The sequence below is a fragment of the Curtobacterium sp. UNCCL20 genome, from assembly GCF_900101675.1.
Taxonomy (GTDB): Bacteria; Actinomycetota; Actinomycetes; order Actinomycetales; family Microbacteriaceae; genus Curtobacterium.
In genome coordinates this window covers 42767-58421 of record NZ_FNKG01000003.1, presented here as the reverse complement: position 1 = coordinate 58421, position 15655 = coordinate 42767, and the positions used below count along the sequence as shown (strand labels likewise).

Here is a 15655-nt window from a genome sequence, read left to right as displayed (position 1 = left end):
GATCAAGTCACCGCTCGAGCAGACCTGTTGTTGGACGGAGTACAGAAACTGCCGTAGCCTGACCCCCATGCCGGCACTCGAGATCGTCCGACGCCCGGGGCTCCTCGACTACCCCGAGGGACTCGACCTGCAACGACAGCTCCACGCCGAGGTCGTCACGGGACGCTCCCCCGGCGCTCTCGTCCTCTGCGAGCACCCGTCCGTGTACACCGCGGGCCGTCGCACCGAGCCGTCCGACCTGCCGACGAACGGCGCTCCGGTCGTCGAGGTGGACCGCGGCGGCCGCATCACCTGGCACGGCCCGGGGCAGCTCGTCGCCTACCCGATCGTCCGGCTGGCGGAACCGCTGGACGTCGTCGCCTGGGTGCGCGACCTCGAGCAGGTGATCATCGACGTGGCCGCCGCAGTGGGCGTGCGTGCAGCGCGGATCGAGGGACGCAGCGGCGCGTGGATCACGAAGGACGCCGGGCACGACGACGCCGGCACCAGGACCGCTGACAAGGTCGGCGCCATCGGCCTGCACGTCGCCGAGGGCGTCACGAGCCACGGCATCGCCATCAACTGCACGAATGCGCTCGACGCCTACGCCGCCATCGTCCCGTGCGGCATCGCCGACGCGGGCGTCACCACGCTGAGCGCCGCAGCCGGTCGGACCGTCACCGTCGACGAGGTCGCCACCGCGGTCGCCCGACGCGTGCAGGACGCGGCGGACGGCATGCACACCGGCGACCGGATCAGCACGATGCACACCGGCGACCGGATCAGCACGACGCACACCGGCGACCGGATCAGCACGACGCACACCGGCGACCGGATCAGCACGACGCACAGCCCCCGACAGGAGACCCTCGTATGACCCTCGCCCCCGAAGGCCGCCGCATGCTCCGGGTCGAGGCCCGCAACGCCGAGACCCCGATCGAGACGAAGCCGGCGTGGATCAAGACCCGCGCCACGCAGGGCCCGGAGTTCCGCGCGCTCACCGGCCTCGTCAAGGACAAGCAGCTGCACACCGTCTGCCAGGAGGCGGGCTGCCCGAACATCTTCGAGTGCTGGGAAGACCGCGAGGCCACGTTCCTCATCGGCGGTTCCCAGTGCACGCGCCGCTGCGACTTCTGCCAGATCGACACCGGCAAGCCCGAGCCGCTCGACCGCGACGAACCGCGCCGGGTCGCGGACTCGGTCGCCGAGATGGGACTCCGCTACGCGACCGTGACGGGGGTCGCTCGGGACGACCTCGAGGACGGGGGCTCCTGGCTCTACGCCGAGACGATCCGCGCGATCCACGAGCACTCCCCCGGCACCGGCGTCGAGATCCTGGTGCCGGACTTCAACGGGCGACCGGACCAGCTCGGCCGGGTGTTCGACGCCCGCCCCGAGGTGTTCGCCCACAACGTCGAGACCGTCCCCCGGATCTTCAAGCGGATCCGTCCGGCCTTCACGTTCGAACGCTCCCTCGACGTCATCACGCAGGGTCGTGACGCGGGCCTCGTCACGAAGTCGAACCTCATCCTCGGCATGGGCGAGGAGCGCATCGAGATCGAGGACGCGCTGCAGCGCCTGCACGATGCGGGCACCGACATCATCACGCTGACGCAGTACCTCCGCCCGTCGCCGCGGCACCTGCCCGTCGCACGCTGGGTGCGGCCGGAGGAGTTCGTCGAGCTCCGCGAGGTCGCCGAGCAGATGGGGTTCGCCGGCGTCCTGGCCGGGCCGCTCGTCCGGTCGTCCTACCGCGCCGGTCGCCTGTGGGCGCGGGCGACGGTGGCGCGCGGTGGCACCGTCCCGGAGCACCTGTCGCACCTGCTCGACGCCGCACCGGGCCGGCAGGCGGTCTGACGCGGTCCGGCAGGCGGGCTGCAGACGGGCAACGGACAGACGGGAGGCGCGGTGCCAGCTGGCACCGCGCCTCCCGTCCGTTGCCAGCCCCGGTTCAGGGCAGACGGTCGCTACGCGCGACCGCGGATGCTCCGGAGGAGCCAGCCGATGACCGCCAGCAGGATGAGCACGATGCCCACCCAGAGCAGGAACTTCAGCGCACCGACGAAGATGCCGCTGAAGAGCAGGACGAGGCCGACGATGATCGCGATGATCAGCAGTGCGGGCATGAGGGTCTCCTATCCCTGGAACGAGACCGGACGGGTGCCCGGACCGAGAAGGACGCTACTCCCGCGGCGGCGTTCGCGTTCGCTCGTGCTCCCACTCCCGCTCACGCTCCGGCCGGACGGCTCAGCCGACGAGGTTCTGCACGAACACGTGCGGCGTGAAGCCCGTGAGGTCGTTGATGCCCTCGCCCTGGCCGATGAGCTTGATCGGGATGCCCGTCTTCTCCTGCACGCTGAGCACGAACCCGGCCTTCGCCGAGCCGTCGAGCTTCGTGATGACGAGGCCGGTGACGCCCGCACCCTCGATGAACGCCTGCGCCTGCGCGAGCCCGTTCTGACCGGTCGTGGCGTCGAGGACGAGCAGGACCTCGGCGATCTCGGTCTGCTTCTCGACGACGCGCTTGATCTTCGAAAGCTCGTCCATCAGGCCGGCCTTGGTGTGCAGCCGGCCGGCGGTGTCGATGACGACGATCTCGGTGCCCTCGCGGATGGCCTTCTCGACGGTCTGGTACGCCACCGAGGCGGGGTCCTGACCGGGCTGTGACGGCCGGACGACGTCGACGCCGGCACGCTGGGCCCACGTGGCGACTTGCTCGACCGCGGCCGCGCGGAACGTGTCCGCGGCACCGACGAGCACGGTGCGGTCGTACGTCTTCAGGAACTTGGCGAACTTGCCGATGGTCGTCGTCTTGCCGACGCCGTTCACCCCGACGACGAGCACGACGGCCGGCCGGTTGCTGAGCTTCAGCGTGGTGTCGAGCTTCGACAGCCGTTCCTCGAGCACCTCGCGGAGCATGCGCTGGAGGTCGGCGGGGTCCGTCGTGGCGTACCGGTCGACGCGCGCGTGCAGGTCCTCGATGATCTCCTCGGAGATGTCCGGACCGAAGTCCGCACCGATGAGGGCCGTCTCGAGGTCGTCCCACGTCGTCTCGTCGATCGTCTTGCGCTGGAACAGCCCGCGCAGCCGGGAGGACAGTGACCAGGAACTCGCCATGCTCCCAGCTTAGAGCGCACCGCATGTGGGCTGTGCCCGGTATGCTCGGGGACACGAAGGGGAGTATTCCTCCTCGGTGACCCCGTCAGTACGGGCCGGAACGATCCGGCCCCGGGGCGCCGGTCGTGGCGAGCACATCGTGTGGACCACGGCGGAAGAGACCTTCAGGCCTCGGCGTACCCACCACCTGGGTGTGCCCCCGACCTGAAGGAAACCCGTGGACGTCCCACTCTTCGTCTGGCTCCTCACCATCGCCGGCATCCTCGCGCTGCTGGTGTTCGACTTCTTCTCGCACGTGCGCACCCCGCACGTCCCGCACATCAAGGAATCCGCGTTCTGGTCGGCGTTCTACGTCGGGCTCGCGATCCTGTTCGGTGTCGGCATCCTCGTCTTCGGCGGCGGACAGGCGGGCGGTGAGTACTTCGCCGGGTGGCTGACCGAGAAGGCGCTGTCCGTCGACAACCTGTTCGTCTTCCTCATCATCATGACGAGCTTCGCGGTGCCGAAGGAGTTCCAGCAGAAGGTCCTGCTGGTCGGCGTCGCCATCGCCCTCGTCGCACGCGGCATCTTCATCGCCCTCGGCGTCACGATCATCGAAAACTTCTCGTGGGTCTTCTACCTGTTCGGCGCGCTGCTCTTCTGGCTCGCCTGGTCGCAGGCCCGCAGCGGCAACGAGCACGGCGCCGACGAGGGCGACTCCCGCCTCATCCGGATCCTCAAGCGCGTCATCCCGACCTCGGACCACTACGACGGCGACAAGCTGACCACCCGTGTCGACGGCAAGCGCCTGTTCACACCGATGCTGCTCGTCATGGTCGCCATCGGCCTCACCGACGTGCTGTTCGCGCTCGACTCGATCCCCGCGATCTTCGGGCTGACGCAGGACGCCTTCATCGTGTTCACCGCGAACGCGTTCTCGCTCCTCGGTCTGCGGCAGCTGTACTTCCTCATCGCCGGGCTGCTCGAGCGCCTGATCTACCTCGGGCAGGGCCTCGCCGTCATCCTCGCCTTCATCGGCGTGAAGCTCGTCTTCCACGCCATGCACGTCAACGAGCTGCCGTTCATCAACGGCGGTGAGCACATCGAGTGGGCCCCGGAGATCCCGATCTGGTTCTCGCTCGGCTTCATCATGCTGACGATCGCGGTCGCCACGGTGGCGTCGCTCGTGGTGTCGAAGCGCCGCCAGGAGCGTGGGCTGACCCCGACCGGGTCGCAGCGCACCGTGGAGGCCGACGCAAAGTAGCCCGCCGCCCGGCCGGCCCGGCCCGGCCCCGAGTCTCGGGCTGAGCGACATCTCTCGCGCTCCGGAGCGCGAGGAGTGTCGCTCAGCCCGAGTCTCGGTCAGACGGTGCTGGCTACGCCACAGCCTCGGCCGGCTCGCGCTCGGCGTCCTGCTCGCGACGCTGGACGCGCTGCCCCACCACGGCGGACACCCCGTCCTGCCGCATCGAGACCCCGTAGAGCGCATCCGCGATCTCCATCGTGCGCTTCTGGTGCGTGATGACGATGAGCTGCGACGACGCCCGGAGCCGCTCGAACACGGTGAGCAGGCGTCCGAGGTTGGCGTCGTCGAGCGCCGCCTCGACCTCGTCCATGATGTAGAACGGCGACGGTCGGGCGGTGAAGATCGCCACGAGCAGCGCCACCGCCGCCAGGGAGCGCTCGCCACCGGACAGCAGGGTCAACCGGTCGATCTTCTTGCCCGCGGGCTTCACCTGCACCTCGAGGCCCGTGTTCAGCAGGTCGTCGGGGTTCGTCAGGGTGAGCGACCCCGAGCCGCCGGGGAACAGGATCGGGAAGATGACGTCGAAGGCGTCCTTCGTGTCCGAGAACGCGGACTCGAAGATCGTCTGCATCTTCGTGTCGAGCTCCTCGATGATCGTCAGGAGGTCGGTGCGGGTCTTCTGCAGGTCCTCGAGCTGCTCGGCGAGGAACGCGTGCCGCTGCTCGAGCGCCTGGAACTCCTCGAGCGCGAGCGGGTTGACCTTGCCGAGCTGGCCGAGGTCGCGCTCCGCCGCCTTGAGTCGACGCTCCTGCTCGGCTCGGACGTAGGGCACGGTCTCGACGTCGGCGGGGTCGATCTCGTCGGTGCTGTCGTACTCGGGCAGCGCCGGGCCACCGGGCAACGTGGACTCGGTGTCGAGGAGTTCGGTGTCGGCGTCGACGTCGACGTCGCGCGCTGAGACCCGGTCGTCACCGAGTTCGGTGTCGGCCGCTTCCTCGGAGGACTCGGCGGTCGCGGCGGACGCGGCAGACGCCGCGGACGCGGCAGCCGCCGCGCGCTCCGCCTCGCGGTGCTTCCGGGCGAGGACCCGCGGGTCGACCAGGACGTCCACCGGCACCGGCACGTGCGGGCCGTACTCCGCGACGAGGACGGCCTCGACGAGCCCGAGCTCGCTCTGCGCCCGGTCGAGCACCCCGGACACGTGCAGCTTCTTCTCGTAGATCTCCATCTCGAGCGAGTGCACGCCGTCGGTGAGGGTCTGCAGCCGCTCCCTGAGCTCGCGCTCCTCGTTCCGGATCGTCTGCAGCTCGGTGTTCCGCTTCGACCGTTCGGCCTCTTCGGTGGCGAGCTGCACCCGGGCCTCGGCGAGGGACCGGTCGACGGCGGCGAGGAGGCCCGGCAGGTCCGCGAGGACGCTCTCGGCGACGGCGATCTGCCCGCGCCGGATGACCGCGAGCCGAGCGGCCTCCTCGGCGGCGGCGCGTTCGGCCTCGAGCTGCCGCTCCAGCTGATCGGCGCGTCGGCGCTCGGAGCGGACCCGCTCACGCACGGTCTCGACCTGGATCCGCTGCTCGATCTCGGCCGCGCGCGCGGCTTCGAGCGCGTCCTGCAACCCGGGTCGCCCGGACGCGTCGACCACGGGACGCGGACGCTCGGTGAACTCGTGGTGCGCCCGCTCGGCCTCGGCGAGGGCTGCTTCGGCAGCTTCGGCCGCGCCGTCCGTCTCGGCGAGGGCCGACCGCAACCGCTCGACCTCGGCGGCCGCGTTCTCCGCCTTCGCCCGGGTCGACGCACTCGTCCGGTCGTACTCCGCCTTCGCCTTGGCGTGGGCGCGCGACGCCGCGTCGGCCTCGTCCGCCTGGCGGCGTGCGTCCTCGACGGCGGCGCGTGCGGCCTGGAGGCCCGTGGCCGCGTCCTCGGCGTCGCTCGCGACGGCGGCCCGTCGCGTCACGGCGTCGTCGCGTTCCGCGACCAGCTCGATGCGCGAGGTCACGCGCGCACCGCCACCGGTCACGCGCACCGCACGGACGAGGTCACCGGACCGCGTCACGACGGTGGCCCGCGGGGCGGACGTGAGCACAGCCTCCAGGTCGACGTCGTCCGTATCCGCGACCAGCGTGTCGCGCAGGATCGCGGCGAGGGCGGGCGGTCCCTGCACCAGGTCGAGCGCACGACGGACGCCGGCCGGCAGGCGCTCGGGCAGGCCGGTCGGGGCGCCGACCGCGTCGGCGACGACGACGTCGATGCGGCCGATGTCCTCGGAGCGGGCGTGCGCGACGGCGTCGAGCGCGACCGCGCGGTCGTCGGCGAGGACGGCGTCGGCCAGCCCGTCGAGAGCGGTCGCGATCGCTCCCTCGAAGCCCGGCGCGACGGTGAGGCTGTCGGCGAGGCGGCCGACGATGCCGGCGCGACCAGCGTCGATGAGCGCCTGCGATCCGTCACGGACGTCGATTGACATGCCGAGCGCGGCGACGCGCGCGTCCAGGGCGTCGCGTTCACGCTCGAGGGCGTGGAGCCGATCGCGGTGCTCGTCACGGGCAGCCTGCGCCACCTCTTGTCGTTCGCGAGCGGACTCGAGTGCGCTGGTCAGCGCGTCCTCGTCGACGCCCTCCGACGGGTCGGTGCCGAGTTCTGCGAGAGCGGCGGCGGCGCTTTCGGCGCGCTCCCCGGCCTCGGCCAGGGCGCGCTCACGACGCTCCCGGTCGGCGACCGCCGAGCCGCGCTTCGACCGTGCGACGTCGACGGCGGACGCCAGACGCTGGGCCTCGAGGTCGTGCTGCGACACGAGTGCGGCCTGTGCCGCGATCTGCTCGTCGAGGGCGTCGAGCGCTGCTCGGGCGTTCCGTACGGCCTCGGCGGCGGCGACCATGCCGCCGGCCATCGCGGTCGCCTGCGCCTCGAGCCGTTCGGCTTCGTTCCGGACCCCCTGCACGCGCTCCGGCGTGATCGTCGGACCCTGCTGCGGGGCGTCGGCCTGCTGCGCGAGGAACATCAGCCGCTGGTTCGCCAGGCTCGACAGTCCGCGGAGCCGCTCCTGCACGCTCTCCAACCGGTGCACGACGGTGCGCGCGCGGTCGACGTCGTCGCCCACCATGCTCTGCTCGACGTGCTGCTGCCGGGCTCGGGTCTGGTCGAGGCGCTCCTGGAGGACGATGCGTTCGGACTTCCGGCCCGCCTCGACCTCCTGGTGCTCGTGGAGCTCACGGCGCAGCCGGACGACGTCGTCCGCCAGGATCCGGGCCTTCGCGTCACGGAAGACGGCCGCCACCGACTGGGCCTTCCGGGCGACCTCGGCCTGTCGCCCGAGCGGCTTCAACTGGCGGCGGATCTCCCCCGCCAGGTCGGACAGCCGCGTGAGGTTCGTCTGCATCGCCTCGAGCTTGCGGAGGGTCTTCTCCTTGCGGCGGCGGTGCTTCAGGATGCCGGCTGCTTCCTCGATGAAGCCACGGCGGTCCTCCGGGGTGGCGTGCAGGACCTTGTCGAGCTGGCCCTGCCCGACGATGACGTGCATCTCGCGGCCGAGGCCGGTGTCGCTCAGGAGCTCCTGCACGTCGAGCAGGCGGCAGTTCTCGCCGTTGATGGCGTACTCGCTGCCGCCGTTGCGGAACAGCGTGCGGGAGATCGTCACCTCGGAGTACTCGATCGGCAGCAGACCGTCGGAGTTGTCGATCGTCAGGAGCACCTGCGCCCGGCCGAGCGGCCCGCGGGTCGAGGTGCCGGCGAAGATGACGTCCTCCATCTTGCCGCCGCGGAGGGTCTTCGCCCCCTGCTCCCCCATCACCCAGGCCAGGGCGTCGACCACGTTCGACTTGCCCGAACCGTTCGGGCCGACGATGCACGTGACGCCGGGCTCGAACGCGAACGTCGTCGGCTGCGCGAAGGACTTGAACCCCTTGATGGTCAGGCTCTTCAAGTACATGCGGTCTCCGGGTGCTCGCTCGCGTGCTGGCGGCTGTGCCGTTGCTGTGCTGCTGGGCGTCAGGCTAACGCGTGCGGAGCCGCGGACGCGGTTGGCACACGGGGCAACGGTGGCTCGACCGGTTCATGAAGGCCTCGCGGACGATCGTCGCACCGCAGCGCGGGCACGGCTCGTCCTGCTGCCCGTAGACGTTCAGCCGCTGCGAGAAGTACCCGGACTGCCCGTTCACGTTCACGTACTGCGCGTCGAAGCTCGTCCCGCCGTCCTCGAGCGCGCGACGGAGGACGCTGCGGACCTCGTGCAGGAGCCCGGTGAGGTCGGCGCGGGTCAGGCGCTCCGCCGGTCGGTCGTAGTGGAGCTTCGCCGCCCACAGGGACTCGTCGGCGTAGATGTTACCGATGCCGCTGACCACACCCTGGTCGAGCAGGACGCGCTTGATGCCGCTCGAACGTTTCCGGGCCATCGCGACGAAGCGGGCGTCGTCGAACGCCGGGTCGAGCGGGTCGCGGGCGATGTGTGACACCTGCTTGGGGATCGACCGGCGCCACGCGGCGTCCGGCTCGGCGTCGTCGACCTGACCGCCGAACCCGGCCGGAGCACCGTCGATCGTCGGCACCATCGGGTCGATCGCCATCGAGCCGAAGGTCCGCTGGTCGACGAACTCGAGCTCGACCGGCGGTTCGGCCGTGCCGTCGCGGTCCGTGCCCGCGGGCTGGACGTCGATGAGGATGCGGCGGTGCTTGGCGGCGTCACGACCACGACCGAGCAGGATCTGACCGCTCATGCCGAGGTGGGCGACGAGGGCCTCGGGCTGGTCACCGTCGCGCTCGGGCCGGAGCGGCATCCAGAGGAACTTGCCACGACGGACCGCGGCGGCGATGGTCCGGCCGGTCAGGCGGTCGGCGAAGTCCTCGGCGGGACCGTCGTGCCGGGTGAGGGCACGGTCGTCGACGACGTCCACGTGCAGGACACGCGCACCGCTGACGGCGGGTTCGAGGCCCGCGCGGACGACCTCGACCTCGGGGAGTTCGGGCACGCGGTCAGGCCGCCCGGCCGGAGAGCCGCGTCCACGCGTCGAGCGCGGCGGCCATCTCGGCGGTCTTCTTGCTCGACCCGCTGCCCGTCGAGACGTCCTCACCCTGCAGGACGACCGTCGCGTGGAAGGTCTTGTCGTGGTCCGGACCGGTCTCGGTCACGCGGTACGACGGGTTGCCGAGCGACAGGCTCGACGCGAGTTCCTGCAGGCTCGTCTTCGGGTCCATCGCGGCGCCGAACCGGTCCGGGTCGACCAGCAGCGGCTCGACGAGTCGGAGCACCAGCGCGGTCGCCGGGTCCGGACCGGCCGAGAGGTAGGTCGCACCGATGACGGCCTCGACCGTGTCGGCCAGGATCGAGGACTTGTTGCGGCCCCCGGTCTGCTCCTCGCCCTTGCCGAGCCGGATGTACTGGCCGAGCCCGATCATGCGAGCGATCTCGGCGAGGGCCACCGTCGAGACGAGGCTGGCGCGCCGCTTGGCGAGGTCACCCTCGTCGAGGTCCGGGAACGACCGGTAGAGCTTCACGGTCACGGCCTGGCCGAGGATGGAGTCCCCGAGGAACTCGAGCCGTTCGTTGTGCCCGATACCACCGTGCTCGTACGCGTACGAACGATGGGTGAGGGCGAGCTGGAGCAGCTCGAGGTCGATGTCGGCCCCGAGGATGCCCTGCAGACGAACGACGTCCGACCCCACGGGGCGGGACCCCGCGGCGCCGGACGTCGCTGTCATGAGTGCTGTCCGATCAGACGTCGGCGACCTTGCGGCCCTTGTACTCCATGTACAGGGGCGTGCCGGCGGAGTCCTCGACGACCTTCGCGCGGTGCGGGAGGCTGTAGGTGACCTTGCCGTTCTCGATCGTCTTCACGAGCTGGACCGGCGCGGCCTTCCACTGCGAACGACGGGCGTGCGTGTTGGCACGGGACTGCTTGCGCTTGGGAACGGCCATGGTGGTTCTCTTTCGGTTGGTCGGTGGTCAGTGGCGAGGGACGGCGGTCAGTCGGCCTGGTCGGCTTCGGACCGCTCCTGACCCTCGGTGGTCTGGGGCGTGGTCGTGCTGGTGTCGTCGGCGTCGGTCTCGTCGGCGACGGTCAGTCCGCTCAGCGCGGCCCAACGGGGATCCAGGACCTCGTGAGCACGCGGCTCGCCGATGTCAGCCAGTCGCTCGCCCGTCACCGGGTCGAGGCCTGGGCAGTCCGGTCGGCAGACCGGCTGGAACGGCAGCGCCAGCACCACCGCGTCTCGAACGACCTCTTCAGTGTCGACGAAGTCGTCGTGCACGAAGAAGTCGAATTCCTCCGAGGCATCATACGCGAAGAGCTCGGCGAAATCGACCTCGACGGGCTCGCTGATCTCGATGAGGCAGCGCGAGCACTCGCCCTCCGCCTCGGCCGAAGCGTGCCCGGAGACGAGGACGCCCTCGTGCAGGCCCTCGAGCCGGAGATCGATGTGCATGTCGGCGCCCTGTCGGACGGCGATGACCCCGGCGCCCATCGCGTCGGGCACCTCGATGTCGAGCGAGTGCTCGCGCATCTCGCCCGGCCGGTGCGCGAGGTCGCGCACGCGCAGGGCGTAGGGGCTGTTCACGTGGGAAGACACGATCGACAAGCCTACAGCGATCGGGCTCGCGAGTCGAGGTGGGAGGGGGCGTGTCCCGGACCGGTCAGCGCCCGGTGTGCGCGTGCAAGGCTGCGGCGACGACCTCGGGCACGTAGGGGGCCACGTCGCCACCCAGCGAGGCGACCTGCCGGATGAGCGAGCTCGACACGTGTGCACGCGCGGCCTCGGGCAGCAGGAACACCGTCTCGACGTCGGCGAGGTGGCGGTTCATGATCGCCATCGGCGTCTCGTAGGCGACGTCCTCGCCGGAGCGGACGCCCTTCACCAGGACTTTCGCCCCGACCTGTCGGCAGTAGTCGACGAGGAGGCCGGAGGTCCACTCCCCCACCCGGACGTTGTCCGACACACCGACCTCGACGAGGGACTCCTCGATGAGCCGGACGCGGTCGACGGCATCGAACATCGCCGGCTTCTTGTCCGGGTTGTGCACGACGAGCACGTGCACCTCGTCGAACAGCTGCGCCGCTCGGCCGATCACGTCGAGGTGACCGAGCGTCACGGGATCGAAGGAACCGGGGACCACCGCGATCTGCGCCATGGCAGCGACGATACCGGTCGCCGGGGGTCCGGCTCCGTTGCGCCCGGGGCAGCGCGCAGTGCAGCACTCAGTTCTTGCCGAGGAACGCGGCGTCGGACTCGTCGAGGCGGCGCGCCAGGGCCTCGCGCAGCGCCGGGTGTCCCTCGAGCTGCGGGTCGGGCTCCAGCACCCGCTCGGCCTCTTCGCGGGCATCGACGATGAGGTCGGCGTGCTCCACCACGCGGAGCAGGTTCAGCGAGGAGCGGCCGCCGGACTGCCGCTCGCCGAGGACGTCGCCCTCGCGCCGGAGCTCGAGGTCCACCCGGGCGAGTTCGAAACCGTCATCGGACGCCGAGACCGCATCCACGCGCTCCCGCGACGTCGTCTCGAGCTCAGCACTCGTCACCAGGAGACAGACGCCCGCCCACTGCCCACGACCGATGCGGCCGCGGAGCTGGTGGAGCTGCGAGACGCCGAACCGGTCCGCGTCGAGCACCGCCATCATCGAGGCGTTCGGCACGTCCACGCCGACCTCGATGACGGTCGTCGCGACCAGGACGTCGATGGCGCCCGCGGCGAAGGAGGTCATCACGCGGTCCTTCTCGTCCGCGCTCATCCGGCCGTGCAGGACCTCGATCCGGCGACCGTCGAGCACCGGCATCGCCCGCATCCGTTCGGCCGTCGCCAGCACGGTCGCCGGGGCACGCTTCGGGGCGTCGTCGTCGGACTCGGGAGCCGGCTCACCGTCGTCCTCGGCGTGTGCGTCGTCGATCGCCGGGCACACCACGAACGCCTGTCGGCCCGTCGCGAGTTCTTCCGCCATGCGGGTCCAGATGCGGGACTCCCAACCGGGGTGCTCGGCGAGTCCCACCGTGAAGGTCTCGACTCCCGCGCGACCCGAGGGCAGCCCGGTGATCGTGGAGACGTCGAGGTCGCCGAAGACGGTCATGGCGACGGTGCGCGGGATCGGCGTGGCCGTGAGGACCAGCACGTGCGGCGGGGTGGCGCCCTTCGTGCGGAGCGCCTCGCGCTGCTCCACCCCGAACCGGTGCTGCTCGTCGACGACGACCAGGCCGAGCTCCGCGAAGTCCACCCGGTCGCCGAGCAGGGCGTGTGTGCCGACGACGAGCCGGGAACTGCCGGACGCCGCGGCCAGCAGCGCGCGACGCCGTTCGTCGGTGGACTGCGACCCCGTGAGGATGACCGGTCGCAGCTCTGCCGCGAGGTCCGGGCCGAGGAACTTCACGATCGACCGGAGGTGCTGCGCCGCCAGGACCTCGGTCGGGGCGATGAGGGCCGACTGACCGCCCGACTCGGCGACGGTGAGCATGGCCCGGATCGCCACCAGGGTCTTGCCGGAGCCGACCTCGCCCTGCACGAGGCGGTGCATCGGCCACTCGCCGGCCAGGTCGTGCGCGATCTCGGCACCGACCGACTGCTGGTCGTCGGTGAGGGTGAACGGGAGCGTGGCGTCGAAGCGCTCGAGGATGCCGCCGGGCGATGCGGACCGCGGGGTTGCGGCGGTGGCACGTGCGGCGATCCGGCGCTGGACCAGGGCGGTCTGCAGCACGAACGCCTCGCGGTAGCGGAGCGCGTCCTGCGCACGCTTGAAGTCCGCCACCTTCTCGGGGCGGTGCAGGAGCTCCAGCGCGCGACGGAACGGCACGAGGTCGAGGCGTGTCCGGACCCGGCCGGGGATCGGATCGGGGATGTCGGGCAGGGTGTCGAGCACGATGCCGATCGACTTCGCGATCTGCCACGACGAGAGGGTCGAGGTCGCCGGGTAGATCGGGATCGGCTGCCGCGACCACCGGATCGCCTCTTCGTCCTCGGGGTCGGCCGTGGCCCGCGGGTCGTCGCGGTCGAACAGCTCGTAGTCGGGGTGCGCCAGCTGCCGGGAGCCGCGGTAGTCGCTGACCTTGCCGGCGAAGATGCCCCGGGCGCCGGGAACGAGGTCCTTCGTGCGCCAGCCCTGGTTGAAGAACGTCAGGGTCAGGAGCCCCTTGCCGTCACCGATCTTGGCTTCGAGGATGGACCCGCGCCGTGCCCGCATCGTCCGTTCGCGGACGTCGACGACCTCGGCCACGATCGTGACCGACTCCCCGATCGCCAGCGAGTCGAGTGCCGTCAACGCGCCGCGCTCCGCGTAGCGCCGAGGTGCGTGCTCGAGGAACTCGCCGACCGTGCGGTACCCGAACGCCTTCTCGATCGCGCTCGCCGTCCGGCCGCCGAGGACGTTCGCCAGCCGCGCGTCGAGCGGCGCAGGACCGAGGTCCGGCACCGCCGGCTCGGTCGTCGTTCCGGTCGTGACCACACGACAACGGTACCCGGCGGGACCGACGCGCACCGCGCCTCCAGGCCGCCCTGTGGACAACTCCGGACAGCCGTTCCGGCCCGCTACGGTGGCTGCATGACCCGAATCATCGCCGGCGCCGCCGGTTCCACGACGCTCCGGGTGCCGAAGTCGGGCACGCGACCGACGAGCGACCGGGTGCGCGAGGCGCTGTTCTCGTCGCTCGAGGCGCGTGGGCTGGTCGACGACACCTCGGTCGCGGACCTGTACGCGGGGACGGGTGCCCTCGGGCTCGAGGCGGCATCGCGCGGTGCGGTCGAGGTCGTGCTCGTGGACCGGGCGTCAGCCGCTGCCGAGGCCTGCCGGACGAACGCGCGGGCCGTGCAGCGGCGGGTGCCGGGCGTGCGGATCGACGTGCAGCCGCAGCCGGTGCTCGGGTACCTGCGGAGCACCGTGCGGACGTTCGACCTCGTGTTCATCGACCCGCCGTACGACGTGACGGAGCACGAGATCGCCGAGGTGCTCGAGACGCTCGTGCCGCGGCTGACTCCGGACGCCGTGGTGGTCATCGAGCGGAGCAAGCGCTCCCCGGAGCCCACGTGGCCGGCCGGGCTCGAGCCGTTCAGCAAGCGGAGCTACGGCGAGACCGTGGCGTGGGAGGCCGTGGTCGCCGAGGCCTGACCTTGCGCGCGCGGGCAGTTGCGGCCGCGCGGTTGCGACAAGGCCGATGTCGTACGACGTCGACCGTGTCGCACGTTGCGCGCGCGGGCAGTTGCGCCCGCGCGGTTGCGACAACACCGATGTCGTACGACGTCGACCGTGTCGCACGACCGCGATCCGCGCGGCACCCCACACTCACGGCACCCCCGCGCACACCGCCGCGCCACGCACCCCGCGGCGCCGTCAGCCCGCGGCGCCGTCCCAGTCGGCGTAGGGGTCCCAGCCCGTTGTCGGCACGGCGGCACCCTCCCGCACGAGGTCCGCGTCACCACGGTCGCGGACGACGCCGATGCGCCGGAAGCCTCCCGGCAGCGGGACGCCCGGCGGGAACGTCGCGAGGAGCCCGTGGTCCTCACCCCCGTGGAGTTCAACGTCGCCGACCCCGCTGCCGACACCGTCGCCGACCCCGCCGTCGACACCGCCCTGGGCCCCGCCGTCGAGCTCCAGCGTCACCCGACTCGCACGCGCGAGCCGCCCGGCGTCGATCGCTAGGCCGTCGGAGAGGTCGAGCATCGCCGTGGCACCGGCCGCGGCGGCGAGCGGACCGTCGGCGATCGGCGGCACCGGCCGCCGCTGCCGCCCGACGTCGGGATCGGAGTCGGCACCGCTCGCCACGGTCGCCGCACGCGAGGGTTCCCCGTGCTCGTCCACACCGTCGCGGAAGAGCCTCGTCAGCCCGCGGGCGGCGGCTCCCAGTTCGCCGGACACCGCCAGGACGTCCCCGGCGCGGGCTCCCGACCGGACGACCGGCGCACGTCCGCCGAGGTCGCCGAACGCCGTGACGGACACGGTGAAGGTCGCCGACGTCGACAGGTCGCCCCCGACGACTCCGCAGTCCGGCGCGAGGGCGTCGACGGCCAGGCGGACGCCGTCGGCGAACGCCTCGAGGACGGCGACCGGGGTGTCCTGCGGTGCGGCGAGGGCGATCACGAGCCCGGTCGGCACGGCACCCATCGCGGCGACGTCGGACAGGTTCGTGGCGGCGGCCTTCCACCCGACGTCCTCCGGCGAGGACCAGGCCCAGCGGAAGTCCGGACCGTGCACCATCATGTCCGTCGTCACGACGAAGCGGCCGTCCGGTGCGGCGACGACCGCGCAGTCGTCACCGGGTCCGAGCAGTGGCGATCCCGCCGGGAGCCGTCGCACGATGCGGTCGAGGACGACGAGTTCACCGAGGTCCCCCACGGTCGGTCCGGCCCAGGCGTCGTGCGTCGCGTCCACACGAGAACGG

At 71.5% G+C, this 15655-nt stretch carries 14 protein-coding genes; 4 read left to right on the top strand and 10 right to left on the bottom strand.

The window, feature by feature from the left end; translation table 11 throughout:
* Positions 1 to 67 precede the first annotated feature (67 nt).
* Together lipB and lipA are read left to right on the top strand one after the other, a co-directional pair.
* Positions 68 to 856, top strand: coding sequence for a lipoyl(octanoyl) transferase LipB (gene lipB, locus BLT36_RS13455; protein WP_092095941.1), 789 nt, complete (start codon positions 68 to 70; stop codon positions 854 to 856).
* Positions 853 to 1836 carry a lipoyl synthase gene (gene lipA / locus BLT36_RS13450; RefSeq protein WP_092095940.1) on the top strand — a complete coding sequence of 328 codons (984 nt, stop codon included), beginning with the start codon at positions 853 to 855 and terminating at the stop codon, positions 1834 to 1836. The genes lipB and lipA overlap by 4 nt, the downstream gene beginning before the upstream one ends.
* A gap of 110 nt (positions 1837 to 1946) precedes the next feature.
* Here lipA and BLT36_RS18420 read toward each other — a convergent pair whose 3' ends face one another.
* Both BLT36_RS18420 and ftsY read right to left on the bottom strand, forming a co-directional pair.
* Positions 1947 to 2105: a DUF4175 domain-containing protein gene (locus BLT36_RS18420; protein WP_137767577.1), complete on the bottom strand. Its 159-nt coding sequence runs from the start codon at positions 2103 to 2105 to the stop codon at positions 1947 to 1949.
* 121 nt (positions 2106 to 2226) lie between these two features.
* The gene (gene ftsY, locus BLT36_RS13445; protein ID WP_092095938.1) at positions 2227 to 3096 is read right to left on the bottom strand and encodes a signal recognition particle-docking protein FtsY; all 870 of its coding nucleotides are present in this window, start codon (positions 3094 to 3096) and stop codon (positions 2227 to 2229) included.
* A gap of 217 nt (positions 3097 to 3313) precedes the next feature.
* Between ftsY and BLT36_RS13440 the strand changes: the two genes are divergently transcribed.
* A complete protein-coding gene (locus tag BLT36_RS13440) occupies positions 3314 to 4339 on the top strand; it encodes a TerC family protein (protein WP_092095936.1) in 1026 nt (341 codons plus the stop codon).
* A 112-nt stretch (positions 4340 to 4451) separates the two neighbouring features.
* On the opposite strand, the gene BLT36_RS13435 is transcribed toward BLT36_RS13440, so the two are convergent.
* The 7 genes from BLT36_RS13435 to BLT36_RS13405 form a co-directional block, all read right to left on the bottom strand.
* The gene (locus tag BLT36_RS13435) at positions 4452 to 8240 is read right to left on the bottom strand and encodes a chromosome segregation SMC family protein (RefSeq protein WP_092095934.1); all 3789 of its coding nucleotides are present in this window, start codon (positions 8238 to 8240) and stop codon (positions 4452 to 4454) included.
* 64 nt (positions 8241 to 8304) lie between these two features.
* Positions 8305 to 9276 carry a bifunctional DNA-formamidopyrimidine glycosylase/DNA-(apurinic or apyrimidinic site) lyase gene (gene mutM, locus BLT36_RS13430; protein WP_092095932.1) on the bottom strand — a complete coding sequence of 324 codons (972 nt, stop codon included), beginning with the start codon at positions 9274 to 9276 and terminating at the stop codon, positions 8305 to 8307.
* 4 nt (positions 9277 to 9280) lie between these two features.
* Positions 9281 to 10006 (bottom strand): ribonuclease III, encoded by a 726-nt coding sequence (gene rnc, locus BLT36_RS13425; protein ID WP_092095930.1) that lies wholly within the window; start codon positions 10004 to 10006, stop codon positions 9281 to 9283.
* Positions 10007 to 10019: 13 nt separating this feature from the next.
* Positions 10020 to 10223 (bottom strand): 50S ribosomal protein L32, encoded by a 204-nt coding sequence (gene rpmF, locus BLT36_RS13420; protein WP_022905230.1) that lies wholly within the window; start codon positions 10221 to 10223, stop codon positions 10020 to 10022.
* A gap of 47 nt (positions 10224 to 10270) precedes the next feature.
* A complete protein-coding gene (locus BLT36_RS13415; protein WP_368086382.1) occupies positions 10271 to 10873 on the bottom strand; it encodes a YceD family protein in 603 nt (200 codons plus the stop codon).
* Positions 10874 to 10937: 64 nt separating this feature from the next.
* Positions 10938 to 11432 (bottom strand): pantetheine-phosphate adenylyltransferase, encoded by a 495-nt coding sequence (gene coaD, locus BLT36_RS13410; protein WP_092095926.1) that lies wholly within the window; start codon positions 11430 to 11432, stop codon positions 10938 to 10940.
* Between the two features lie 67 nt (positions 11433 to 11499).
* On the bottom strand, positions 11500 to 13692 hold the full coding sequence (locus BLT36_RS13405) for an ATP-dependent DNA helicase RecG (protein WP_092096492.1): 2193 nt from the start codon (positions 13690 to 13692) through the stop codon (positions 11500 to 11502).
* Between the two features lie 129 nt (positions 13693 to 13821).
* Here BLT36_RS13405 and BLT36_RS13400 point away from each other — a divergent pair, with 129 nt between their 5' ends.
* Positions 13822 to 14385 (top strand): RsmD family RNA methyltransferase, encoded by a 564-nt coding sequence (locus tag BLT36_RS13400; protein ID WP_092095924.1) that lies wholly within the window; start codon positions 13822 to 13824, stop codon positions 14383 to 14385.
* A 222-nt stretch (positions 14386 to 14607) separates the two neighbouring features.
* Here BLT36_RS13400 and thiL read toward each other — a convergent pair whose 3' ends face one another.
* Positions 14608 to 15645, bottom strand: coding sequence for a thiamine-phosphate kinase (gene thiL / locus BLT36_RS13395; protein WP_092095922.1), 1038 nt, complete (start codon positions 15643 to 15645; stop codon positions 14608 to 14610).
* Positions 15646 to 15655: the final 10 nt, after the last annotated feature.

Coding starts and splice junctions, on each gene's coding strand:
- BLT36_RS13435 (WP_092095934.1), bottom strand. CDS start 8,240: ATGTACTTGAAGAGCCTGACCATCAAGGGGTTCAAGTCCTTCGCGCAG.
- rpmF (WP_022905230.1), bottom strand. CDS start 10,223: ATGGCCGTTCCCAAGCGCAAGCAGTCCCGTGCCAACACGCACGCCCGT.
- ftsY (WP_092095938.1), bottom strand. CDS start 3,096: ATGGCGAGTTCCTGGTCACTGTCCTCCCGGCTGCGCGGGCTGTTCCAG.
- lipB (WP_092095941.1), top strand. CDS start 68: ATGCCGGCACTCGAGATCGTCCGACGCCCGGGGCTCCTCGACTACCCC.
- rnc (WP_092095930.1), bottom strand. CDS start 10,006: ATGACAGCGACGTCCGGCGCCGCGGGGTCCCGCCCCGTGGGGTCGGAC.
- BLT36_RS18420 (WP_137767577.1), bottom strand. CDS start 2,105: ATGCCCGCACTGCTGATCATCGCGATCATCGTCGGCCTCGTCCTGCTC.
- coaD (WP_092095926.1), bottom strand. CDS start 11,432: ATGGCGCAGATCGCGGTGGTCCCCGGTTCCTTCGATCCCGTGACGCTC.
- BLT36_RS13400 (WP_092095924.1), top strand. CDS start 13,822: ATGACCCGAATCATCGCCGGCGCCGCCGGTTCCACGACGCTCCGGGTG.
- lipA (WP_092095940.1), top strand. CDS start 853: ATGACCCTCGCCCCCGAAGGCCGCCGCATGCTCCGGGTCGAGGCCCGC.